This is a genomic window from Shinella pollutisoli (assembly GCF_024609765.1).
Classification (GTDB): domain Bacteria; phylum Pseudomonadota; class Alphaproteobacteria; order Rhizobiales; family Rhizobiaceae; genus Shinella; species Shinella pollutisoli.
Window position 1 is genome coordinate 118,703 of the sequence record NZ_JANFDG010000003.1, and the last position, 23,598, is coordinate 142,300.

Annotated in this window: 17 protein-coding genes; 8 read left to right on the plus strand and 9 right to left on the minus strand. The window is 65.4% G+C overall.

Translation table 11 applies throughout. From position 1 onward, the window contains the following. The first annotated feature begins 85 nt into the window (after positions 1-85). Complete coding sequence (locus NNZ72_RS03410; protein WP_257312757.1) at positions 86-2,014, plus strand: methyl-accepting chemotaxis protein; 1,929 nt, start codon at positions 86-88, stop codon at positions 2,012-2,014. A 44-nt stretch (positions 2,015-2,058) separates the two neighbouring features. Here NNZ72_RS03410 and NNZ72_RS03415 read toward each other — a convergent pair whose 3' ends face one another. Both NNZ72_RS03415 and NNZ72_RS03420 read right to left on the minus strand, forming a co-directional pair. Beyond that, complete coding sequence (locus tag NNZ72_RS03415) at positions 2,059-4,446, minus strand: AI-2E family transporter (protein ID WP_257312760.1); 2,388 nt, start codon at positions 4,444-4,446, stop codon at positions 2,059-2,061. A 93-nt stretch (positions 4,447-4,539) separates the two neighbouring features. After that, a complete protein-coding gene (locus NNZ72_RS03420; protein ID WP_257312763.1) occupies positions 4,540-5,028 on the minus strand; it encodes an Lrp/AsnC family transcriptional regulator in 489 nt (162 codons plus the stop codon). Positions 5,029-5,301: 273 nt separating this feature from the next. On the opposite strand from NNZ72_RS03420, the gene putA reads away from it, so the two are divergent. The 7 genes from putA (at position 5,302) to NNZ72_RS03455 (ending at position 15,407) form a co-directional block, all read left to right on the plus strand. Then, complete coding sequence (putA, locus tag NNZ72_RS03425) at positions 5,302-8,991, plus strand: trifunctional transcriptional regulator/proline dehydrogenase/L-glutamate gamma-semialdehyde dehydrogenase (protein ID WP_257312765.1); 3,690 nt, start codon at positions 5,302-5,304, stop codon at positions 8,989-8,991. A gap of 123 nt (positions 8,992-9,114) precedes the next feature. Next, positions 9,115-9,819, plus strand: coding sequence for an SDR family oxidoreductase (locus NNZ72_RS03430; protein ID WP_257312766.1), 705 nt, complete (start codon positions 9,115-9,117; stop codon positions 9,817-9,819). Positions 9,820-9,966: 147 nt separating this feature from the next. Next, positions 9,967-11,163: an ROK family protein gene (locus tag NNZ72_RS03435; RefSeq protein WP_257312768.1), complete on the plus strand. Its 1,197-nt coding sequence runs from the start codon at positions 9,967-9,969 to the stop codon at positions 11,161-11,163. Further along, positions 11,160-12,674, plus strand: coding sequence for a sugar ABC transporter ATP-binding protein (locus NNZ72_RS03440; RefSeq protein ID WP_257312770.1), 1,515 nt, complete (start codon positions 11,160-11,162; stop codon positions 12,672-12,674). Before NNZ72_RS03435 ends, NNZ72_RS03440 begins: the two co-directional genes overlap by 4 nt. Beyond that, positions 12,661-13,689 carry an ABC transporter permease gene (locus NNZ72_RS03445; protein WP_257312772.1) on the plus strand — a complete coding sequence of 343 codons (1,029 nt, stop codon included), beginning with the start codon at positions 12,661-12,663 and terminating at the stop codon, positions 13,687-13,689. The genes NNZ72_RS03440 and NNZ72_RS03445 overlap by 14 nt, the downstream gene beginning before the upstream one ends. A gap of 39 nt (positions 13,690-13,728) precedes the next feature. After that, a complete protein-coding gene (locus NNZ72_RS03450; RefSeq protein WP_257312774.1) occupies positions 13,729-14,694 on the plus strand; it encodes a substrate-binding domain-containing protein in 966 nt (321 codons plus the stop codon). Positions 14,695-14,801: 107 nt separating this feature from the next. Beyond that, positions 14,802-15,407 (plus strand): ankyrin repeat domain-containing protein, encoded by a 606-nt coding sequence (locus NNZ72_RS03455; RefSeq protein WP_257313113.1) that lies wholly within the window; start codon positions 14,802-14,804, stop codon positions 15,405-15,407. 307 nt (positions 15,408-15,714) lie between these two features. Here the strand turns inward: NNZ72_RS03455 and NNZ72_RS03460 are convergent, their stop codons facing one another. The 7 genes from NNZ72_RS03460 to NNZ72_RS03490 form a co-directional block, all read right to left on the minus strand. Next, entirely contained in the window at positions 15,715-18,951 is a 3,237-nt protein-coding gene (locus NNZ72_RS03460; protein WP_257312776.1) for a type ISP restriction/modification enzyme, read from the minus strand. A 175-nt stretch (positions 18,952-19,126) separates the two neighbouring features. After that, complete coding sequence (locus NNZ72_RS03465; RefSeq protein ID WP_257312778.1) at positions 19,127-19,762, minus strand: hypothetical protein; 636 nt, start codon at positions 19,760-19,762, stop codon at positions 19,127-19,129. Then, positions 19,759-20,946 carry a relaxase/mobilization nuclease domain-containing protein gene (locus NNZ72_RS03470; protein ID WP_257312780.1) on the minus strand — a complete coding sequence of 396 codons (1,188 nt, stop codon included), beginning with the start codon at positions 20,944-20,946 and terminating at the stop codon, positions 19,759-19,761. The genes NNZ72_RS03465 and NNZ72_RS03470 overlap by 4 nt, the downstream gene beginning before the upstream one ends. Further along, complete coding sequence (locus NNZ72_RS03475) at positions 20,943-21,266, minus strand: plasmid mobilization protein (protein WP_257312783.1); 324 nt, start codon at positions 21,264-21,266, stop codon at positions 20,943-20,945. Before NNZ72_RS03475 ends, NNZ72_RS03470 begins: the two co-directional genes overlap by 4 nt. Before the next feature lie 386 nt (positions 21,267-21,652). Then, positions 21,653-23,188, minus strand: a complete 1,536-nt coding sequence (locus tag NNZ72_RS03480) for a DNA cytosine methyltransferase (RefSeq protein ID WP_371747687.1) — start codon at positions 23,186-23,188, stop codon at positions 21,653-21,655. Beyond that, a complete protein-coding gene (locus NNZ72_RS03485) occupies positions 23,118-23,336 on the minus strand; it encodes a hypothetical protein (RefSeq protein WP_257312788.1) in 219 nt (72 codons plus the stop codon). The genes NNZ72_RS03480 and NNZ72_RS03485 overlap by 71 nt, the downstream gene beginning before the upstream one ends. Beyond that, complete coding sequence (locus NNZ72_RS03490; protein WP_257312792.1) at positions 23,333-23,587, minus strand: hypothetical protein; 255 nt, start codon at positions 23,585-23,587, stop codon at positions 23,333-23,335. Before NNZ72_RS03490 ends, NNZ72_RS03485 begins: the two co-directional genes overlap by 4 nt. Between the last annotated feature and the right edge of the window lie 11 nt (positions 23,588-23,598).

The window sequence follows — 23,598 nt, forward strand, 5'->3', positions numbered from 1 at the left end:
ATGCTTCCGTGCGCGATGTCCCTTGCCTTACGAGCCGGTCCGTATCCGCGGACGCGGCCGCTTACCGATGAGATGAAGAGGCCTCATGTCCTTTCTGACGAATACCAAGATCAAGACGAAAATCCTGTCGGTGATTGCCGGCGTTTCCGTGCTGGCGCTCGCCGGCGCGGCCTACATGGCCCAGAGCTTCAGGGAGAGCGATGCGGTTTACAAGGAGTTCATCACGCAGGATGCCGCGGCGTTGCGCCAGATCGCGCGCGCCGACCGCAACTTCGTCACGCTCTTCCACGACGTCTACCGCATCGGCGTGCACGGTGCCGGAACGTCCAGCTACGATTTCGCCGTCGCCGACCTGAAGGCCAATTCCGAGCAGATGTATGCGCGCATGGAGGAGGCCAAGGCGCAGTTTCCGGAAAAGACCGCGGACCTGGACGCGTTCGTCGCCGAGATGCGCTCCATCGAGGCCGACCTGAACAGGCTCGCGGCGGAAAGCAGGAGCGGCCCGATCGAGACCTTCCGCGAGAAGACCGTCTCGCTCGACAAGCGCGGCGCCGCGTTCACCGAGCGGCTGCGCGCCTATACCGACGAGCTGCGCCACGAGCTGGACGTGCGCGTCGAGGAGATCTCGACGCGCAACTCGGAAACGATCCTGTTCTCGCTGGCCGGCATCGTCGCGGCCATCGCCGCCGCCTTCGCCGGCGGTCTCGTGGTGGCGAGCCGCGGCATCGCCGCGCCGATCGGCCGGCTGCAGGAGCGCATGCGCACGCTTGCCGCGGGCGGGATCGACGAGGGCATCCCCGGCATGGACCGCGGCGACGAGGTAGGCGCGATGGCGAAGGCCGTCGACGTCTTCCTGGAGAACGCCCGCGCGCGCATCCGCCTGGAGCAGGAGGCCGAAGCCAACCGCAGCCTCTCGGAGAAGGAGCGCATCGAGCGCGAGGAGCAGCGTGCCCGCGAAGCGGCCGACATCAAGTTCGCCGTCGACAACCTCGCCGCCGGCCTCTCCCGCCTGTCGGACGGTGACGTCTCCTCGCGCATCGAGGCCACGTTTGCCGGTGCGCTCGACGGCGTGCGCCGCGACTTCAACGCATCCGCCGAGAAGCTGCAGTCGGCGCTCTCCCGCGTCGCGGAGAACGCGCGCGGCATCGACGCCGGCGCCAACGAGATCAAGGCGGCCGCCGACGACCTCGCCAAGCGCACCGAGCAGCAGGCCGCCGCCGTCGAGGAGACCGCCGCGGCGCTGGAGGAGATCACGACGACCGTCAAGGACTCGACCAGGCGTGCCCAGGAGGCCGGCCAGCTCGCCGCCCAGGCCCGCCACGATGCCGAGCAGTCCGGCGCCGTGGTGCGCCGCGCCATCAACGCGATGGAGCGGATCGAGACGTCGTCGGACGAGATCGGCAAGATCATCGGCGTCATCGACGAGATCGCCTTCCAGACGAACCTCCTGGCGCTGAACGCGGGCGTCGAGGCGGCCCGCGCCGGCGAGGCCGGCAAGGGCTTCGCCGTCGTCGCCCAGGAGGTGCGCGAGCTCGCCCAGCGCTCGGCCAATGCCGCCAAGGAGATCAAGGCGCTGATCACGACCTCGAACGAGCAGGTGCAGGAGGGCGTCGAGCTCGTCGGCGAGACCGGCCGGGCGCTGGAGACGATCGTCGCCGAGGTGCAGGACATCGACCGCAACGTCGCGGCGATCGTCGAGGCGGCGCAGGAACAGTCCTCCGGCCTCCAGCAGATCAACACGGCCGTCAACCAGATGGACCAGGACACGCAGAAGAACGTCGCGATGGTGGAGGAGACGACGGCCGCGAGCCACAGCCTCGCCCGCGAGGTGACGTCGCTGAACCAGCTGCTCGGCCAGTTCAGGCTCGCTTCCGCCTCCGCACCGGCCTTCCGGCCGGCGTCGGGCGGCGAGGCGCCGGTCGCCTCGCCCGCCCGCGCGCTCGGCCGCAAGGTCGCGTCCGCCTTCTCCGGCAAGATGGCGGCGGCCGCGGCCGCCGACTGGGAAGACTTCTGAGAAACGGCCGGGCGGCGCGAGAGGCGCCGCCCGGCGCTACCCGATCATTCCGGAACCTTCTGGCCGACGGTCGCCGAGGGGGAGGACGCGGCCTCCCTGCCCGCAGGCTCGCCCGCTTCCTCGCCGGTGATGACCGAGACGACGTCGGCCGCCAGCATGCCGAGCAGCTCCTTCTCCCGCTCCGACAGGGCGTGCGGGCGCGTGTCGAGCAGGCAGAGCGCGCCCAGCACGTGGCCGTCCGGCGTCTTCAGCGGCGCGCCGGCGTAGAAGCGGGTGCTCCACAGCGTGATCGCCGGATGGTCGGCGAAGCGCGGGTCGCGCTCCGTGTCCGGCACCACCAGCATCTCGCCGCTCGCCACCACGTGGTCGCAGACCGCCTGCTTGCGCGGCATGACCACGGTGCCGTCGGCGGTCGTCATGCCCGGCAGGTCCTTGCTCTGGCCGATGATGAACTCGCGCTCGGCGTCGATCGCCGAAATCACCGCGAAGCCCACGTCGAAGACGTCGGCCGCCCGCTTGGCGAGCGCGTCGAGATCCTCCCGCGCATGGCCGGCGAGCACGCCGCTCGCGTGCAGCGCGTCGATCCGTCCGGGATCGTTCTCCGGCTCGGTCGCCGTGCGCGCCGCCAGCCCTTCGTCGGGGGAGAGCATGTGCTGCATGCGCCGCACCGCCTCGTCGACGGAGGCGACGACGGCATCGGCGCCGAGATCGCGGTGCGCGCCGTCCTTCAGCAGGTCCGGCGGGCTGTTCCACAGCGCCAGCACGATGCGCAGATGCGGGAAGCGGTGGCGCAGCCGGCGGCAGAGCTGGCGGGCGGCGGCGGCCGGCGCCGGGCTGAAATAGCTGAGGCAGACCACGTCGGCGCCTTCGAGCTCCAGCTTGGCGACATGGCGGGTCGAGACGCCGCCGGCGGCGTGGAAATCGGCCGGAATGCCCTCGTGCGCCAGCGCATGGGCGAGCATCTCGGCGGCGACGGCGTCGATATGCCACTTGCCGCCGAGGCAGACGACGCGCGGGCTTTCCTTCCCGACACCGTCGGCCGGATATTCCTCGCGCAGGTCGTCCAGCAGCTCGTCCATGCCGTTGGCGACGCGCAGCCGGTGCTCGGCCGTGGAGTTGCCGCCGTGGTCGGCGCCGGCGAGGCGCAGCACCGCCATTCCGGTGTCGTTGTAGAAACCGACGAGCGAGGACGCCTCGATCTCGTCGATGGCGATGTCGATCGCCTCCTCCGGGTCGTCGGCTAGCAGCCGCTGGTAGATGCGCGTCGGCACGTCGAGGGCCGGCGAAGAGCCGAGCAGCGTGTCGAGGAACTGCAGCTGCGGCAGGTTGCGGCCGATCACCAGCAGGCAGACGGTGAGCGGCGTCGACAGCACCAGCCCGACCGGCCCCCACAGCAGCGTCCAGAAGGTGGCGGCGGCGATCAGCGACATGGCCGAAAGTCCCGTGCTGGTGCCGTAGAGCATCGGCTCCACCACATTGTTGCTGGCGAGCTCCAGCGCGACGATGAGGCCGACGGTCAGGAGCACCATGGACCAGCCGGGATCGACGGCGAAGGCGAGCGCGATCGGGAAGACCGCCGATATCATCGGGCCGATATAGGGAATGAAGCGCATGACGCCGGCGACCGTGCCCCAGAGCAGCGCGCCGGGCACGCCGATCAGCCAGAGGCCGAGCGCCATCGGCACGGCATAGGTGAGGTTCACGAGGAGCTGCATCAGGAGATACTTGCTGATGCGGGTGCCGGCCTCCTCGATGGCCGTGGTGGAGCGGTGCAGGTTGCCGCCGAGCAGCCTGAGCAGCCGGTCGCGCAGGTCGCTGCGGTCGAGCAGCGCCAGGAACACGAAGACGAAGACGATGCCCGCCGTCGCCAGCGGCTCCAGCATCGGCACCAGCCATTCGAAGGCGGTCTCGAAGGGCGACTTGGCGACGCCGACGATCTCGACGCGCTGCGGCCCGTCGGCGGCCGGTTCCTCCGGTTCGGCCAGCATCTCCTTCTGCACCGCGTCCACCGTCTCCAGCGCGCCCTCCAGCATGCCCGGCCCCTTCATGCCGGCGCGCAGGTCGGAGAGCTTTTCGCGGATCGTCGTCTGGTAGGTCGGCAGCTCCGTGCTGAGCGCGCGGACCTGGGTGGCGAGCAGCACGCCGAGGCCGGCGATGAAGGCGAACACCGTCACCATGACGAGGATGACGGCGAGAAGGCGCGGCAGCCCGCGCCGGGCGAGCCAAGAGACGAAGGGATTGAGCGCGAAGCCGATCAGGAAGGCGACGGCGAGCGGCAGCAGCACGTCGCGGCCGAGATAGAGGGCGGCGACGAGGACCGCTGCGACGATGAAGGCGGCGGCGAGGCGCACGATGTCGGTCTGCGGGGAAAGGAGCGCCTCGCCGTCCCGCGCGCCGGGATCGGGGGCAAGGAGGGGGTCGCGCTTTCGCACCGTCTGTCCTTTCCGTGAGAGCACCGCCGTCCGGGCGGCGTGACGGATATCTTGCGCGGCCGCCGCGCAGATCAAGGGCCCGTAGCAGGCAAATTATCCCGCCGACAGGCCGCCGCGGCTCTCCTTGACGGTTTCCATCGCCACGCTGGTCGAGGTGCTGGCGACGAAGGGCAGCGTCGAGATGCGCTCGCCGAGGATATAGCGGTAGCGCCGGATGTCACGCGTGCGGATCTTCAGGAGGTAGTCGAAGCGGCCGGCGATCATGTGGCACTCCTCGACCTCGCGGATCTTCTTCACCGCGTCGTTGAAGCTCTTCAGCGCGTCCTCCTTCGTGTTGGTGAGCTTCACCTCGGCGAAGGCGATATGGTCGAGCCCGAGCTTGCCCGGGTTGAGGACCGCCGTGAAGCCCTCGATATAGCCCTCCTCGATCAGCCGCCTGAGGCGGATCTGGCACGGCGTCTTCGACAGGCCGACGCGGGCGGCAAGCTCGGTGATCGAGATGCGGCCGTCTTCCGTGACCGCCTTGAGGATCTTGGCGTCGAACCGGTCCAATTCACCAGGATCATGCTTTTCCATAGCCATTTTGCACCGTCTATCCGCTAAAAATAAGTTTTTACGCCCAAGAAAGGCGGAAAAGCAAGTCGGAACGATTTTAGCCCTTGGAGTATGGTGCGGCCACTGAATCCGGCGCGCCGCCGCGGCCGGCGGCCCGCCTGCGCGAAAGCCTTGCAAGCGGGCGCGGACGGCGGGAATATCCTGCGGACCGGGTTCGAAGTCGATACCAGCCGGATCGCCGGCGGCTCCCATGCGGCCGAGGGCGTCCACATCGCAACGCTTCTTTCGTCAGGGACTCCGATGCTCAAAGCAGACGCCACCTCCGCCGGCCCCTCCCCCTTCTCCGCCTTCGCGCCGCCGATCCGGCCGCAGAGCGCGCTGCGCCGGGCGATCACCGCCGCCTACCGCCGCCCCGAGCCGGAATGCGTCTCGGCGCTCCTGCCGGAGGCCCGCGTGTCCGACGCCGAGCGCGCCGCCATCGCCGGCACGGCCCGCAGGCTGATCGAGGCGCTGCGTGCCAAGCACAAGGGCACCGGCGTCGAGGGCCTGGTCCAGGAATACTCGCTGTCGAGCCAGGAGGGCGTGGCGCTGATGTGCCTCGCCGAGGCGCTGCTGCGCATTCCCGACACGGCGACGCGCGACGCGCTCATCCGCGACAAGATCGCCGAGGGGGACTGGAAGTCGCATATCGGCGGCGGGCGCTCGCTCTTCGTCAATGCCGCGACCTGGGGCCTGGTCGTCACCGGCAAGCTCACCGGCACCGTCAACGACCGCAGCCTCGCGGCGGCGCTGACGCGCCTCATCGCCCGCTGCGGCGAGCCGGTCATCCGCCGCGGCGTCGACATGGCGATGCGCATGATGGGCGAGCAGTTCGTCACCGGCGAGACGATCGACGAGGCGCTGAAGCGCGCCCGGCCGCTGGAGGCGCGGGGCTTCCGCTATTCCTACGACATGCTGGGCGAGGCGGCGACGACGGCGGCCGACGCCGAGCGCTACTACCGCGACTACGAGAACGCCATCCACGCCATCGGCAAGGCCGCGGCCGGCCGCGGCATCTATGACGGCCCCGGCATCTCGATCAAGCTGTCGGCGCTGCATCCGCGCTATACCCGCGCGCAGGCCGAGCGCGTGATGAACGAGCTCCTGCCGAAGGTGAAGGCGCTCGCCGTGCTCGCCAAGGGCTACGACATCGGCCTCAACATCGATGCCGAGGAGGCCGACCGGCTGGAACTGTCGCTCGACCTGCTGGAAGACCTCTGCTTCGACGCCGACCTCAAAGGCTGGAACGGCCTCGGCTTCGTCGTGCAGGCCTACGGCAAGCGCTGCCCCTTCGTGCTCGACTTCATCATCGACCTCGCCCGCCGGGCCGAGCGGCGCGTGATGGTTCGCCTCGTCAAGGGCGCCTACTGGGATGCGGAGATCAAGCGCGCCCAGCTCGACGGCCTGTCCGACTTCCCCGTCTATACCCGCAAGATCCACACCGACGTCGCCTATGTCGCCTGCGCGCGCAAGCTGCTTGCGGCGCCCGACGCCGTCTTCCCGCAGTTCGCCACCCACAACGCCCAGACGCTTGCCACGATCCACCACCTGGCGGGTCCGGACTTCTCCGTCGGCAAGTACGAGTTCCAGTGCCTGCACGGCATGGGCGAGCCGCTCTACGACGAGGTGGTCGGCAAGGACAAGCTCGACCGGCCGGCCCGCATCTACGCGCCCGTCGGCACGCATGAGACGCTGCTCGCCTATCTCGTGCGCCGCCTCCTGGAAAACGGCGCGAATTCCTCCTTCGTCAACCGCATCTCCGATCCGGCCGTCTCCGTCGGCGAGCTTACGGCCGACCCGGCCGAGATCGTCGCCGCCATGCCGGTCGTCGGGGCGCCGCACGACCTGATCGCGCTGCCGAAGGCCCTTTACGGTGCGGCGCGGGAGAATTCGGCCGGCCTCGACCTCTCCAACGAGGCGACGCTCGCCGCGCTTTCGGAGAACCTCGCCGCGACGGCGCGCACCGCCTGGCATGCGGGCCCGCTGCTTGCCGACGGATCGACGGACGGCGACACCCGCCCGGTCCTCAATCCCGCCGACCACCGCGATGTCGTCGGCTCCGTCACCGAGCTGAAGGTCGAGGATGCGGGGCGCATCGCGCGGATGGCGGCCGAGCACGCGCCGGCCTGGGCGGCGGTGCCGCCGGCCGAGCGTGCGGCCTGCCTCGACCGGGCGGCCGACATCATGCAGTCCCGCATCGAGACGCTGATGGGCATCGTCATGCGCGAGGCCGGCAAGTCCGCCGCCAACGCGATCGGCGAGGTGCGCGAGGCGGTCGACTTCCTGCGCTACTATGCCGACCAGGCGCGCCGCACGCTCGGGCCGGCGCATGCACCGCTCGGCCCCATCGTCTGCATCAGCCCGTGGAACTTCCCGCTCGCCATCTTCACCGGCCAGGTCGCCGCCGCGCTCGTCGCCGGCAACCCGGTGCTGGCCAAGCCCGCCGGGGTGACGCCGATCATCGCGCACGAGAGCGTGAGCATCCTGCACGAGGCGGGCGTGCCGCGCGGCGCGCTGCAGTTCGTGCCCGGCAGCGGCCGGCTGGGCGCGGCGCTGGTCGCGGCGCCGGAGACGGCCGGCGTGATGTTCACCGGCTCGACGGAGGTCGCCCGCCTCATCCAGGCGCAGCTCGCCGAGCGGCTTTCGGCCGCCGGCAAGCCCATCCCGCTGATCGCCGAGACCGGCGGCCAGAACGGCATGATCGTCGATTCCTCGGCGCTCGCCGAGCAGGTCGTCGCCGACGTCATCACCTCGGCCTTCGACAGCGCCGGCCAGCGCTGCTCGGCGCTGCGCGTGCTCTGCCTGCAGGAGGAGATCGCCGACCGCACGCTCGCCATGCTGAAGGGCGCCTTCCGGGAGCTTTCGATCGGCCGCACCGACCGGCTGAGCGTCGACGTCGGTCCGGTCATCAGCCTCGACGCGAAGAAGGAGATCGACACCCATGTCGAGCGGATGCGCGGCCTCGGCTGCAAGGTCGACCAGCTCCCGCTGCCCGAGGGCGCCGGGGAAGGCACGTTCGTCCCGCCGACCATCATCGAGATCAAGGCGCTTTCCGACCTGAAGCGCGAGGTGTTCGGGCCGGTGCTGCACGTCATCCGCTACCGCCGCGTCGATCTCGACCGGCTGATCGACGAGATCAACGCCTCGGGCTACGGCCTCACCTTCGGCCTGCATACCCGCCTCGACGAGACGATCGCCCATGTGACGAGCCGCATCCAGGCCGGCAACCTCTATGTGAACCGCAACATCATCGGCGCCGTCGTCGGCGTCCAGCCTTTCGGCGGGCGCGGGCTCTCGGGCACGGGGCCGAAGGCGGGCGGGCCGCTCTATATCGGCCGCCTCGTGCAACGCGCGCCGGTGCCGCCGCAGCAGGATTCGGTCCATACCGATCCGGGACTGCGCGACTATATCGCCTGGCTCGACCGCAAGGGCCTTGCCGAGGCGGCGGAGGCGGCGCGCGGGCTTGCCGGCCGCTCGGCGCTCGGGCTGACGCGCGAGCTCGACGGCCCGGTCGGCGAACGCAACCTCTATGCGCTGCATCCGCGCGGCCGCATTCTGCTCGTGCCGGAGACGGAAGCCGGGTTGCACCGGCAGGTCGCCGCGGCGCTCGCGACGGGCAACAGCGTTGCGGTCGACGCGGCCTCCGGCCTGGAGGGTGCGCTGTCCGGCCTGCCGGTCTCGGTCGCCGCGCGCCTCTCCTGGACCGCGGACTGGGAGAAGGACGGGCCCTTCTCAGGTGCGTTGGTCGAGGGTGACGCCACCCGGGTCCAGGCCGTGAACCGGCGGATCGCCGCGCTTCCCGGGCCGCTGGTGCTGGTGCAGGCGGCGAGCGCCGCCGAGCTTGCCGGCGATCCCGAGGCCTATTGCCTGAACTGGCTCCTGGAGGAGGTCGCGACCTCCATCAACACGGCGGCCGCCGGCGGCAATGCGAGCCTGATGACGATCGGCTGAGGCGCTGCCGCCTTGCCGGATCGGGACGGGGCGGCCGCGCGGTCGCCCCGTTTTCCTTTCGTGAGCGGCGCGGCAATGCTATCAACCGGAACCGGCAGCACGAACGGACGCAAGGAGACGGCAATGGCGGCGGAAAAGGTGGCGATCATCACGGCGGGCGGCAGCGGCATGGGGGCCGCGGCGGTGCGGCGGCTCGCGGCGGACGGATACCGGGTGGCGGTGCTCTCCTCCTCCGGCAAGGGCGAGGCGCTGGCGGCCGAGCTCGGCGGCTTCGGCGTCACCGGCTCCAACCAGTCGAGCGACGACCTGAAGCGCCTGGTCGACGGCACGCTCTCCCGCTGGGGCCGCATCGACGCGCTCGTCAACAGCGCCGGCCACGGCCCGCGCGCGCAGATCGTCGAGATCAGCGACGAGGACTGGGCGAAGGGCATGGACACCTATCTGATGAACGTCATCCGCCCTGTGCGCCTCGTCGCCCCGGTGATGCAGGCGCAGAAGGCGGGCGCGATCGTCAACATCTCCACCGCCTGGGCCTTCGAGCCGAGCTCGATGTTCCCGACCTCCGCCGTCTTCCGGGCAGGGCTTGCCGCCTATACGAAGATCTTCGCCGACACCTATGCGGCCGACAACGTGCGCATGAACAACGTGCTGCCCGGCTGGATCGACAGCCTGCCGGGCACCGAGGAGCGGCGCGACAGCGTGCCGATGAAGCGCTACGGCACGAGCGAGGAGATTGCCGCGACCGTCGCCTTCCTGCTCTCCGAGGGTGCCGGCTACATCACCGGCCAGAACCTCCGCGTCGACGGCGGACTGATGCGCTCCGTGTAGGGCGCGTCTGCTGCAAGCGCAAAATCATGCTGCACATGCGCAGACTTTTGCCGAAAATAGGCCTAAGTTTGCGCTTGCAAGGGCCCGGACGATACGGAACATTAGCCCCAACGTCGTGATGCCGACAGGGGGAGGGTCGTCATTACTTTGCCCTGGAACAATCTCAGCCGCCGCAAGCGACAGGTGCTGGAAGGCGCCTTCTGGTCGCACGGCAGCTCGCGCCAGGGGCTCGCCACCTCGCTCGGCTTCTCCCGCAGCAAGGCCAACGGTCTCGTCTCCGAGCTGGTCGAGCAGGGCCTGATCGAGGAGAGCGGCCACCGGCCCTCGACCGGCGGGCGCCGGCCCGAGGCGCTCAGGCTCCACCGCGACCTCGGCCTGGTGGCCGGCGTCGATCTCGGCGCGACCAGCCTGGACATCGCGCTCCTCAAGCCCGACATGAGCGTGGTCGGCCGCCATGCCGAGGCGGCGGACGTGCGCGAGGGACCGGCGGTCGTGCTGTCGCGCGTGCGCGCGTGCCTCAAGGAGCTGATGCGCCAGCACCGGGCGGAGGGCCGCCTGCTGGCGATCGGCATGGGCGTGCCGGGGCCGGTCAATTTCGGCATCGGCCAGCTCGTCGCCCCGCCGTTGATGCCCGGCTGGGACAGTTTCTCGATCCGCGACTACATGCGCGACATCGCCCCCGCCCCCTGCTACGTCGACAACGACGTGAACCTGATGGCGCTCGGCGTGCTCTGGCGCCAGCGCCGCCAGCACCGCAACTTCCTCGTCGTCAAGGTCGGCACCGGCATCGGCTGCGGCGTCATCTGCAACGGCGAGCTCTATCGCGGCCAGACCGGCTCGGCCGGCGATATCGGCCATATCTGCGTCGACGAGAACGGGCCGCAATGCACCTGCGGCAGCCGCGGCTGCGTCGAGGCGATGGCCGCCGCCCCGGCGATCGCCCGCATGGGCACGGAGGCGGCGACAAGCGGCGAGAGCCCCTTCCTCGCCGACTGGCTTTCCCGCAACGGCACGCTGACGGCCGAAGCCGTCGGCGCGGCGAGCCGGGCGGGGGATGCCGCGGCCGACCGCATCATCGCGCGGGCGGGCGGGCTGATCGGCCAGATGCTCGCCTCGGTCGTCAATTTCTTCAATCCCTCGCATGTCTTCATCGGCGGGGGCGTGGCCAGTCTCGGGCCGCTCTTCTTCGCCGCGATCCGCCAGCGCGTGCACCAGCGCTCGCCGGCTCTGTCCATCCGCCACCTCGAGATCGCCTCGCTGCCCTTCGTCGGCGATACCGGGCTGATCGGTGCCGGCGTGCTTGCGGTGCGCGAAGCCTTGCGTGACGGGGAGGTCTATCCATGAACGATGCGGCAAAGCCGGGGCTCGCGGTCGAGTTCGACGACGTCGTCAAGGATTTCGGCACGGTGCGCGTGCTGCACGGCATCGGCTTCGCGCTCGAGCCGGGCCGGGTCTACGGCCTGCTCGGCGAGAACGGAGCCGGCAAGTCGACGCTGATGAAGATCCTCGGCGGCTACCAGCCGCAGACCTCCGGCACGATCCGCGTCAACGGCCGGCCGGTCGCGTTTTCGAGCTCCCGCGACGCGGAGGCCGAAGGCATCGTGCTGATCCACCAGGAATTCAACCTCGCCGACGACCTGTCGATCTCTGACAACATCTTCCTCGGCCACGAGAAGAAGCGCGGCCTGCTGCTCGACAACCGGGCGATGCACGCCGAATCGGCGAAGGTGCTGGCGAAGGTCGGCCTCGCCGTCGATCCGGCGACGAAGGTCAGCCGGCTCATCGTCGCCGAGAAGCAGCTCGTCGAGATCGCCAAGGCGCTCGCGCGCAACGCCCGCCTGCTGATCATGGACGAGCCGACGGCGACGCTGACGCCGTCGGAGACGAACCGGCTGTTCCGCCTCATCGAGGAGATGCGCGCCGACGGCGTCACCGTCATCTACATCTCCCACAAGCTGGACGAGGTGGAGCGCATCACCGACGAGGTCATCGTGCTGCGCGACGGCCGCTTCGTCGGCCGTTCGCCGACGAAGGACATTTCCCGCCGGCAGATGGCAAACATGATGATCGGCCGCGAGGTCAACGACCTCTTCCCGCCGCGCGCGCCGGTGCCGCGCGAGACGGCGCCGGCGCTGCGCGTCACCGATTTCTCGGTGCCCGGCTGGGCGGAGAAGATCTCCTTCGAGGTGCGCCCCGGCGAGATCCTCGGCTTCGCCGGCCTCGTCGGCGCGGGCCGCACGGAGCTGTTCGAGGGCATCCTCGGCCTGCGCAAGGGAAGCGGGCGGATCGAGCTTTCCGGCAGGACCGTCACCTTCCGCTCGCCGCGCGAGGCGGCCGACCACGGGCTCACCTATCTGTCGGAGGACCGCAAGGGCAAGGGCCTGCACGTCAATTTCGGCCTCGGCGAGAACCTCACGCTGATGGCGCTGGAGCGCTACGTGAAGCCGCTCCTCGACCCTTCCGCCGAGCACGCCGCGCTGGAGGCGGCCGTCAAGGAATACGGCATCCGCACCGGCACGCTGCGCAACAAGGCCTCCGCCCTTTCCGGCGGCAACCAGCAGAAGCTGGCGCTCGCCAAGGTGCTGCATCCCGAGCCGAAGGTCGTCGTGCTCGACGAGCCGACGCGCGGCGTCGACATCGGCGCCAAGCGGGACATCTATTTCCTGATCAGCCGGCTCGCGTCGCAGGGGCTCGCGGTGATCGTCATCTCCTCCGAACTGCTCGAGCTGATCGGCGTCGCCCACCGGGTCGTGGTGATGCGGGCCGGCCGCTTCTCCGCCGAGGTGGACGGCGCCCATCTCACCGAGCAGGAACTGATCGCGCACGCAACGGGGACCGCCAATGTCGACGCCTGAACCGAGCCAAGCCAATGCCACCGACGCCGTGCGCCCGCGCGAGTCGTCCGCCGCCACCTGGCGCGAGCGCATCCAGAGCTACGGGCCGGTCGCCGGCCTCATCCTGCTGTGCCTGATCGGCACCTGGCTCAACAGCGACTTTGCCACGCCCGAGAACATCCTCAACGTGCTGACCCGCACCGCCTTCATCGGCATCATCGCCGTCGGCATGTGCTTCGTCATCATCTCGGGCGGCATCGACCTGTCGGTCGGCTCGATGGCGGCGCTGATCGCCGGCTGCGTCATCATGCTGATCAACTGGGCGGGACAGGCGGTCGGCTCGCCGCTCGCCGCGGTGCTGATCGGCGCGCTCGCGGCTATCGTGCTCGGCGCCTTCCTCGGCATGATCCACGGCCTGCTCATCACCCGCGGCCGCATCGAGCCCTTCATCGTCACGCTCGGCACGCTCGGCATCTACCGCGCCTACCTTACCTATTTCTCCGGCGGCGGCGCGATCACGCTCGACAACGCGCTCGCCGACCTCTACGCGCCCGTCTACTACGGCTATTTCCTCGGCATCCCGATCCCCGTCTGGGTCTTCCTCGGCGTGGCGCTCGCCGGCGGCCTCGTCCTCAACCGCACGGCCTACGGCCGCTACGTGCAGGCGATCGGCTCGAACGAGCAGGTGGCGCGCTACGCCGCCGTCGACGTCGACTGGGTGAAGCTCAAGACCTACATGCTGCTCGGCGCCTGCGTCGGCGTCGCCACGCTGCTCTACGTGCCGCGCCTCGGCTCGGCCTCGCCCACCACGGGCCTGCTCTGGGAGCTGGAGGCGATCGCCGCGGTCATCGTCGGCGGCACGGCGCTCAAGGGCGGCGCGGGCTCCATCGCCGGCACGGTGGTCGGCGCGATCCTGCTTTCCGTCATCAGCAACATCCTCAACCTGACCAGCATCATCAGCGTCTATCTCAACGCGGCGGTGCAGGGCTTCGTCATCATCGCCGTCGCGCTGCTGCAGCGCAGCCGCCGGACATGATCCAGGCAACCACAACGATCCAACAAAGGGAGTGAGAACATGACAGCGATTACCAGACGTTTCGTCCTTCAGGCCACGGTCGCCGCCGCGGCGCTGATGGCCGCGACGGCGATGGCCCAGGAGAAGGTCCATCTCGGCGTCTCCATCCCGGCAGCCACCCACAGCTTCATGGGCGGCGTCAACTACTGGACGGAACAGGCCAAGAAGGACCTGGAAGCCGCCCATCCGGACCTGAAGATCACGATCAAGACGGCGGCCAACGCCACCGAGCAGGCCGACCAGCTGCGCGACCTGTCGACGGTCTCGAAGATCAACGCCCTCGTCGTCTTCCCGTTCGAATCGGCGGCGCTCACCAAGCCCGTCGCCGACGTGAAGGCCAAGGGCGCCTACATCACCGTCGTCGACCGCGGCCTCACCGACCCGTCGATCCAGGACGCCTATGTCTCGGGCGACAATACGGCCTTCGGCAAGATCCCGGCCGAGTACATCGCCAAGCAGCTTAACGGCAAGGGCAACGTCGTGGCGCTGCGCGGCATCGCCACGACGCTCGACAACGAGCGCATGGACGCCTTCAACAGCGTGCTGAAGGACTATCCGGACATCAAGCTGCTCGACGCGCAATATGCCAACTGGAACCGCGACGACGCCTACAAGGTCACGCAGGACTTCCTGACGCGCTTCAAGGAGATCGACGCCTTCTGGGCGGCCGACGACGACATGGCCTTCGGCGCGATCCGCGCCATCGACCAGGCCGACCGCAAGGACATCAAGATCATCTTCGGCGGCGCCGGCGCCAAGGACATGGTCAAGGTCATCCTCGACGGCTCCGATCCGCGCATCCAGGCGAACGTCAGCTATTCGCCGAAGTTCATCTACGACGCGATCAAGATGACGGCCGAGGCGCGGCTGAAGGGCGAGGCCCTGCCGGCCAACAACATCATCCCCTCGGTGCTGATCGACAAGGACAACGCCAAGGACTTCTACTTCCCGGATTCGCCGTTCTGAGCCGGCGACCGGACGAAACGGGCGCCGCCGGCCTTCCGGCGGCGTCCTCTCCCCTTGCCCGCCGGCGCTTGGGGCTGCTTGCCGCCGTGACGGCGGCGGCGCTGACGATGGGGGCCGCCATGGCGCAGACGAAGGAGCAGCGGCTGATCGAGGCCGCGCAGGACGGCGACACCGCCGCGATCGCGGCGCTCCTGCCGCAGGGCGTCGCCATCGACGCGCGCAACGACCGGGGCGAGACCGCGCTCATGATCGCGACGCGCGCCAACGACGTCGCGGCGGCGCGGCTGCTCGTCGAGGCGGGCGCCGACGTCAACGCGAAGGATGCCATCGCGGACAGTCCCTATCTCTACGCCGGCGCGCGGGGCCACCTGGAAATCCTGCGCATGACGCTCGCCCACGGGGCGGACCTGAAGAGCACCAACCGCTTCGGCGGAACGGCGCTGATCCCGGCCGCCGAGCGCGGCCATGTCGAGACCGTCAGGACGCTGATCGGGGCGGGCGTCGACGTCGACCACGTCAACGACCTCGGCTGGACCGCGCTCCTGGAGGCGATCATCCTGTCGGACGGCGGCCCGCGCCACATCGCCATCGTCCGGCTCCTCGTCGCGGCCGGCGCCCGCACCGATCTCGCCGACCGGGACGGCGTGACCCCGCTCCAGCACGCCCGCGCCCGCGGCTACGGGGAAATCGCGGCGATCCTCGAAGGCGGGTGACCGTGATCCATGCCGCATGCTTGCGGACGAAACGCCGGAGGCCATGCCGTTACGGGTAATTGGAAGCGGGGAAGCCTGGATCCGCCGTGCGCGGGATATGGCGGAGAGGGTGGGAATCTCGCTCGACCACCCTCAAACGCCTGAGAAACCAAGGTTCTTGAGTCGCCAAATTGGTGCCGTGTGTACCAATATTGTGACCTTCACTTAGCCGTCAAATGCGGTGGGCGTCAATGGATTAAGCGGCCTTAAGCAGATCGTGTTCGACACCTGAGCAGTTATTTGGAACCGTGAACTGATTGGAACTGCTCTAACTCAGTGCTGGAAGTTCGATTCCCAGCATGATGCGGTCTGTTTCCGCCAGAATCTTGATAATCTTCTGGTAGTGGCGAATATCGTCCCATCCCAGCGCACGCCCCTTGCGATCCTTGAGCCACTTTTGCACGGGCCGATAACCACCGATGGGGAAATCCCAGGCAACGGCGGGCACGTTATCGAAATACTGGGTGTTGTTAATCCAGATGCGCCCTGCATCGAAACGCGGCTTGTCTACCACGCTGTCACCGTCTCCGTCGAAGGGATAGGGCGTTGCACCGATGGCAACATCTTCCATCAGATGCAGGCGGCGTAGTTCCTCCCCCTTTGCGCTAACAGCCCCGAACACTTCTGGCGAGGCCGGGAACGGAATGCGGGGGAAGTTGGACTTCAGGAACTCGGCGTAGGTCTGACGATAGGCGGGGCAATGCAGCACGCCATAGATGTAGTCGAACACCTTGACCTCCTCGGGACGGGCTTCGCCAGCCGCCTTGCGGAAGCTGTCCGTGCCATCGGGTGTGGAGAGCATCCCAGCTAACCCCGCCGCCTTGCGGATTCGAGCATATAGCTTGGGGTCGAAGTTCAGACTGATGGATTGGTCGAGGGTGCCTTCTTCCGGATACAGGTAGAGAGGGCAGAAATATCCACGCTCTTTTGACCGGTTGGAGACGTAGCTGTCATCTCCGATCAAACTAGCGATAAAGACATTCGCCCAATCCCCTCCGACCCCTTGACGGCAAATCGCCAAGGCCAAGTTTGCTTTTGTGATAAAATGGCGCATCACCCTTTCGCGTCGATGAACGGCTACGTGAGGGTCATAAACGGTGTAGCGAGTGTCGAATGGCCTGTAAGCGATAGGCGTTATTACGTTCCGCCATGCACCATCGGCCAGCGCGGATTTGGCAGTGGCATAGTTCCACTGGCTTTGCGAACATAGGCGAAATTGCTGGCGGGCTTCGGCTTCGTTCGCAGTCGAAAGCAGGCGCTCCACCTTTTCCGCAGCTTCAGCGGCGGTCCACGAAATCGCGAACTCGTCATGGGTCGTGACAATGCCCGGGGCTGGGCGGCCATTGGGTGAAAATAGGTCCGCCACAGAAAATCCGGCCTGATACGCAGCTTCCAGCACCTTGTCGGTGGGCTTGAAACGCCAAGGCGCGGCATCTGGTGAAACATCCTGTGCGGCAAGTTCGCCGGTCGTGCCGTCCCACAACCGCTGATATTTTGCTTCCCGGTCGCCCCATAGGTCGCCGTGGAACACGCTGGCCAGCTTCTTCGCCCCGCCTGCCTCACCCCGGTTCACTGCAATAATGATCGCCACGCCCTGCATGATGTCGAACACGTTTTTGTCCGGCGAACCGTCTGGGCTGACTTCCTTTTTCTTGGAATTGCCGTGCAGGTCCAGCACATAGATTCGATCAAATGTCTGGCGCAGATGATTCCGCATATCGAGGAATGTCGGGTTATCAAGATAACCGTGGTTGGTTATGAAACCCAGCACCCCTTCGCCGTTCTTCTCGATCATATGTTCGGCAAAACGGACGAACTTCACATAGTCATCTGACAGCCATTTGGCCTGTGCCGGGCGTTTCAATTCTGAGCTGACCTTGTAATCAGCCATTAGCTTTTCGATCCATTCCCCCTTGTTGGATGAATGACCAGAATAAGGCGGATTGCCGATCACTACCATGATGGGCATTTGCCGTTTGATGTCGCTGGCGGCCTTGGCTTCCTCGGCAATGGCGCGAGACAGACCAAATAGGGTCTGTTCCACCCGCTCGCCTTCTTCAAGGCTGTTGGTAAGGTAGACACCAAGGCGGGGCGGCTTCGCCGTGGGCTTGTAGCCCAATGCGGTCAAGGTCATATCCAGTTTCATGTGGCACATGGCGTAACTGGCCATCAGCAGTTCGAAGCCGTGGATACGCGGTATCAGGTCTTTTTCGACATAGTTGGACCATTGCCCCGGCGCGATCCCCTTCACCCGTTCGGCAACCAGCTTCACCACTTCGGCGAGAAAGGTGCCAGTGCCAGTAGCCGGATCGAGAATCTGGACGCGATGAACCTGTTTCTTGATCGTGATCGGCTTGCTTTTCTTGTCGTTCTGCCCAGTGTCCCAGTTGATTGTGATGCGGCTGGTGTCGGCCAGTCCGTCCGCTAGGCCGAACTCCGATTTGAGCACTTCGTCCACCGCACGAACTATGAAATTCACAACTGGCTCTGGCGTATACCAGACGCCACGCGCCTTGCGTTTAGCTGGGTTATATTCGGCTAGAAATACTTCATAGAAATGGAGGAAAGGGTCTTGTCGCGCGGTCACTTTGCCGAAATTGGCCAACACTTTGGCCATGTTGGTTGCACAGAAAACATTGCACAATTCGTCTATCACTCGGCGCAGACGTTCGTCCAAATTTGGTCCGGCTATATAGATAAATAACTGACGCAGGAATGGATTGGACCTGGGCAGAAGGTCCAACGCTTCAGCACGAGTGAAACTGCTTGGCGTTTCATCATGTAAGCGCGCGGCAAAAAGACCGTAGGCGATGGTTTCCGCATAAATGTCAGCGAAATCTTCAACCTTAATGTCGTGAATCAGATTCGACTTGAATGCCTCATATTGGCCTATCAAATCAGTTGGTGGGGCTCCGTTATCTCGTTCCTTAAGGTCGGCACCCAGCGCGCGCGCCATTATGTCTTTGATGATCGCCGCCTTGCCTGCCATCATCTCGGCTAGTCGTCTCGACGAGGTGATGCTGAGGGGAGTGACGGTGGCGAAATCATGTAGGCGGTTTTCCAACGCGGAGAAGTTTTCTACACGCGCGGGTAGCGTCGGAATAAGGTCCGCAATAGTGATAAAGTCCACCACCTCGCCTTCGCGGATGAACTCGAAATCCAACCCATTGGTGTAGATCAGATTGGGAAGGCCCTTTTTGTATCGCTCTTTTTGAGCTTTGCTGTAGTCATTCGAGGCAAACTTGCGAACATCCCTGCCAATGTCCTTTGCCTCGCACCAACCGATAGCGATGTCTCCACGATTGAATACGAAATCGGGCGCACCAACGTCAGTGATATGTTTCGGCTCGTTGATAACGGTGAGCGCCGGATCAATAGCATTAAAGAGCTTGGCCAACGCGGGACGGAAGCTATGTTCGGTTGTCTGTCCACTCGCGTAAAGCGCACGAATTTCGTTGATATAACCCTGAATATCCATCGCGCTATCTAGAACAAGATGTTTCATTTAGGCAATCGCCAACAACGCGGGGGATCAAGACGGCATTCATCCGACAATGCGCTCCCTTGTGTTTTTTGTCCCCCGTTTTCGGTCTCTCGAGCCCAGTTTTCTCCAGATTGCTATACAGGATCAATAACTGACGATGACCGAGTCGTCATGTCGATTCGGCCATCGTCAGTTGTCAAGGTTTGGGCGACTGCGGATCATCTTCAGGTTTATCGTCGTCACCTGGCTTCGGCGGTTTCAATTCATGTTCCGTGTCCGAGGGAACGGAAGGTCCGCCCCCCGATTTCTTCTGGGCCTCGACCCAGGCGAGCGTAGCCTTGAGCATCAGGACATGGGCATCCTCCTCGCTGGCATCCGGGCGGAAACAGCGTGACAGCTCTGACCAGAGGTGCCGTTCCTCAACGTGCGCAAGCCAGTCCAGCGCCTCGACAGGAGCGGATTTGCGCAGCTCGTCAAGCGCATCCCGCCGTGTGGCTCCGCCCTGGCGGATATGCTCGACGAGCACTGGGTATGGCACCTTGCCTTTACTCAGAACGATATCAAGATACCGTGTCGGCACCCCGAGATGCCGCGCAGCTTCGATGCGTTGGACCTGCCGCGGGGACATGGCCGGCGCGACGTAGCGCTGAGGGGCCGATACAGGTGCGGCAACCGGCATCCTGCCGAGGAGAAAGCCGAAGATGCCGAGCAATTGCATGGCTGACGATGCCGCGGGATTGTTCATCTGGGCGCGGCGAGCTTCAAGCCAGCGCTTGCGTGCGCGATCATAACAGGTGCGGCGTCTTTTCTCCTTGTGAATATCTGGTTTCATGATCTGATCCTCCTCGTCAGATCATAGCTCGGGCTTTTCTCCTCGATCGGTTCCGCCGGCGTGATTGTTTTCTGTACGCGCTTTGCTTCCGCAATCCGCCATGCAAGGCGATCCCTTTCCGGGGCGAGCATCGACATGATGGAGACGGCCAGTTCCATCGCCCGCCTGAGGAGATCGTCCAGGTCCAGTTTCGTAAGACGGTGTAGAAACAACGCCTCACGCGCTCGCGCTATCGACGCGGTAGCCGATCGACCTTTTCGGTGAGGCTTTTCAGCGCCGTGGCTTGCATGTGCTGCGCGTCGAGTATCGAACCCAGGATTTCCATGAGTTGCGCTATTCGGTCTGGCCCCTCTGGTGGCTCCAGAAGCGCGAGAAGCGGCAAGAGCCGTTCGGTGTTGCGCTCTGTTGCCATGATCATGCTCCGATACTCGGGGCGGACTTCTGCTGTGTCGTTCATTGGGGACTTCCTCCTGTAGGTGTTTCTCGAATTCGGCGCGCTTCACGCCGGCCGCACGGCACGCGGCGGAAACGAATGCTCCGCTCTCGACGGAGACCAGGATCGCGCCCTTCTCGCCCTCGGCAATGCGGAGCCCCTGGCGGTGAAGTTCGGCACGAAACGCCGCGCCCCCTTCGGCAAAGGATTTTCTCAACGCGGTGCGGTCGAAACTCGGCGCAACCCGCTCCGCCCGTTTACGTGCGGTGTCGGAAAAGCCTTCTGCCCGGTCACGTCGTCTTTCGGCGCGCGCTGGCTGGACGGTCTCGCCGTGGTCCAATTCGTAGCGGCGGGCGAGGTCTTCAAAACGCCGATAGTCATTCTTGCAGTCGAGCACCCGCAACGTCCCGGGATCGACCTCGGCAACGGCAAGGTGAAAATGGCTCCGGCCATTTTTGATGTGGCGGACGATGAGGCGCGGTCGATTGGGACCGATATGGAATTCCGCATCCACCGATCTGAGGAATTCGGATAATTGCCCTGGGGTCATCTCCCGCTCGGGAGAGATCGAGAGATGGCGGATGCTGTATCGACAGCCTTTTGCGGAGGCGAGCGCGTGGGCATCATGAAGGGCGATCCTATCACCCGCCAGAATCTCGATCCGTTCATTTTCATCGGTTTTGTCGAGCAGATGGCGGACCAGATACTGAACCCCGCCGGCACGATTGATCCGGGTCGTCTGCACGATCATGAGATGATCTCCCGAAGGCGACCGCGCAGCTTGTCGAGTTCTGCGAGGGCCGACACGAGTTCGGCATCGTGGCCTGACAATTTGCCCGCGTTTGCGCGACGGGCCAATTGATTGATGTTGCCACCGATACGGCCCAGTTCGGCCAAGGTCCGAGCCAGCAAGCCGACATGAGTGGCATCAAAAGACCGGACAGGCATACGAACGCCGAGTGCGGCACGGCGGAGCAAGTCCGACAATGACAGACCTCGGGCAATGGCGCGGTCCTTCATTGCCGTTGCCTCGTCACGGCTGGCGCGAATCCGGATGATCTGATCCCGCATCGATCGTCTCCTGTTCGGCCCGTCTCGGGCCGTGAGGGGGTTCACGGGGGAGCTTGCTTCCCCTGACCAGCGGCGTGGGCACACGCCATTGCTGGCTCCCCTTTCTGTCTTCTGAGAAAAAGGATGCGATCAGGACTCCGCCGGCGCAAATAGCGCCAGGTCTCGGAGGGAGACAGATGGTTCCGCCTCCGCATGATCATCGTGGGTTTCGGGATGGAAGTGCGGGTTGCCGGATGCCGCGACGACGGCGGCATCTATCCGGACCATGGCGATTTCTACTGGGTATCAAACATCATCCATGTCACGGAATCGCACTGTATGGGCCTCCCTGACGGTCGTTTTTTGACCTGGAAGCCCAAAATAGGCAGATTCTCGGCATCTTGGCCTCAAGCGGCCTGTTTCAGCGTCGTGACAGATTCCAGCTCTGGAAGAACCGATACGGCCGGCCGACGTGGTTTCCGTTTCTTCTGGAGCTTTGATGCCTCGAATTCTGCGAGCACGGAAAGCGCCCGTCGTAGATCGCTCTTCGTGTTTTTCGGTAGCGCATCGAAACCAGACGCGGCTTCAAGCGCAAGGAGTTCGTGGCCCATATCCGCGAAGGTTCTGCCGTGAAGCAGACGCCGCGCCCTGCCAACATTGGCTTTGATATTGTGCGCCGTTGTCCGGGTACGCCCGACGCGGACAAGCCAATCGACAAACCGCCCCTCGATCGCGGGAACCGATTGCCCCTGGTGGCGCTCAAGGATGATTTCTCCGAGCGCGCGCGCCACCGGCGCGGGCACCGCGTTGGCGATCATCTGCAAGACATCGCGCTTCGGTATATCGCCCCACGTCCACTCGGCGGGGAAACCTTGAATGCGAGCGATTTGATCGACGCTGAGCACCGCCGTGTCCGTTGCCGTAACTGGATCGAGGTGATGGGGCGCACTCAGATAACGCGGCGTCGGCCGTTCCCAGGATGTGCGGGTGATCGTAGCAATAGGCTCATCGATCGAGCGGACCCCGCGTCCGCCGCGAACTGGCCGGGAATATACGTATCCGTTTTCCAGCAAGGCCACATCGGCGGGATGGTATCTGTGACCTTCTGGAAGCGATCGGATCGACCGTTCCCGGATTGTCGGTGCGGATTCATCGGCCGAGTAAAAGGAGCGTCGGGCATCTGATGTTGCGGGGAAAAACACGGCATCTGGCACCGCCGAGCCGAAAAACTGGCGCAACGTCATCGGTGCTGCGGATGCCTTCGTGGCAATGGCCGATTGAAGGAAACCGTCCTTCTCTCCCAATCGCCCGACGACAAAAAGACGCCGCCGAGATTGCGGCACCCCGAAATAGGCGGCGTTGATTTTGGATTCCGAAAGTCCATAGCCGGCGCGTTTCAGCATGGCGCGCGACTCGGCCCAAGCTTCTGACTTCTGGGCTTGTGTCACATTTTCCATGATGAACCACTGAGGGCGAACCGTCGTCACGACGATTGCGAACGCGATGGTCATGGACGCATTCTTCCCTTCCTCGCGTCTGCCGGCGAGCGAATAGTCCTGACACGGCGGACCACCACAAATGATATCTGGCGCAAGCGCCGATATTTCCGGAACGACGGTGAGGAGATTATTCAGGTCGGCCTCGACCACATGAGGTCCGATATTTCGGCGGTAGGTTTCCACCGCGGCGGGCCAGGCATCGTATGCCCGAACAACGTCAAATCCCGCATCGACAAGGCCGCGGGACATCCCGCCAGCACCACAAAACAACTCAACCGCTCGCACGAAACCCCTGCCATGCCTATCATGTACTTGTACATGAGGTTTCTTCACATGCCAGGGGTTACGAAAATGCGAATATCGAGCAGCGGTGTCAGCGTCCGTTTTCGTGTTGCTCGATTCTGAGGATGAGCTGCCAGGCTTCATCCAGCCGCACCCTGACATCGGTTAGTGCGCATGAAACGTTGTATCCGTCAGTCGTTCCGAGGTAATCAAAACGGTCTGCCGCGGTCTCAATCTCATCCCGAAGGCGACGATACTTCTCGACATTCAGAGGAAAATCTGGCGTTGGGATGTCGGTGAATTTCCTCATATCGGCCTCGCCAGCTTGGCCCATTTCTGCGTGCGATAAGCAGGATTGAATGCCCGGACGATATCGCATTGCCAAGGGTCGAGACGCCACCAGGCACCTTCCTCGTCCTTGGCAAAACTGGGATTCGTGTGCTCCAGTGCGTTGAGTGCCAGCCCGATTGTCATGCGTTCGGTCGTGGACCCTGGCAAGTCTCCCACGGCGATTTCGCCCCGTGCCACCTGGCCGATTTTCTCGATGATCTTTTCTCTCATGCCGTTTTCCT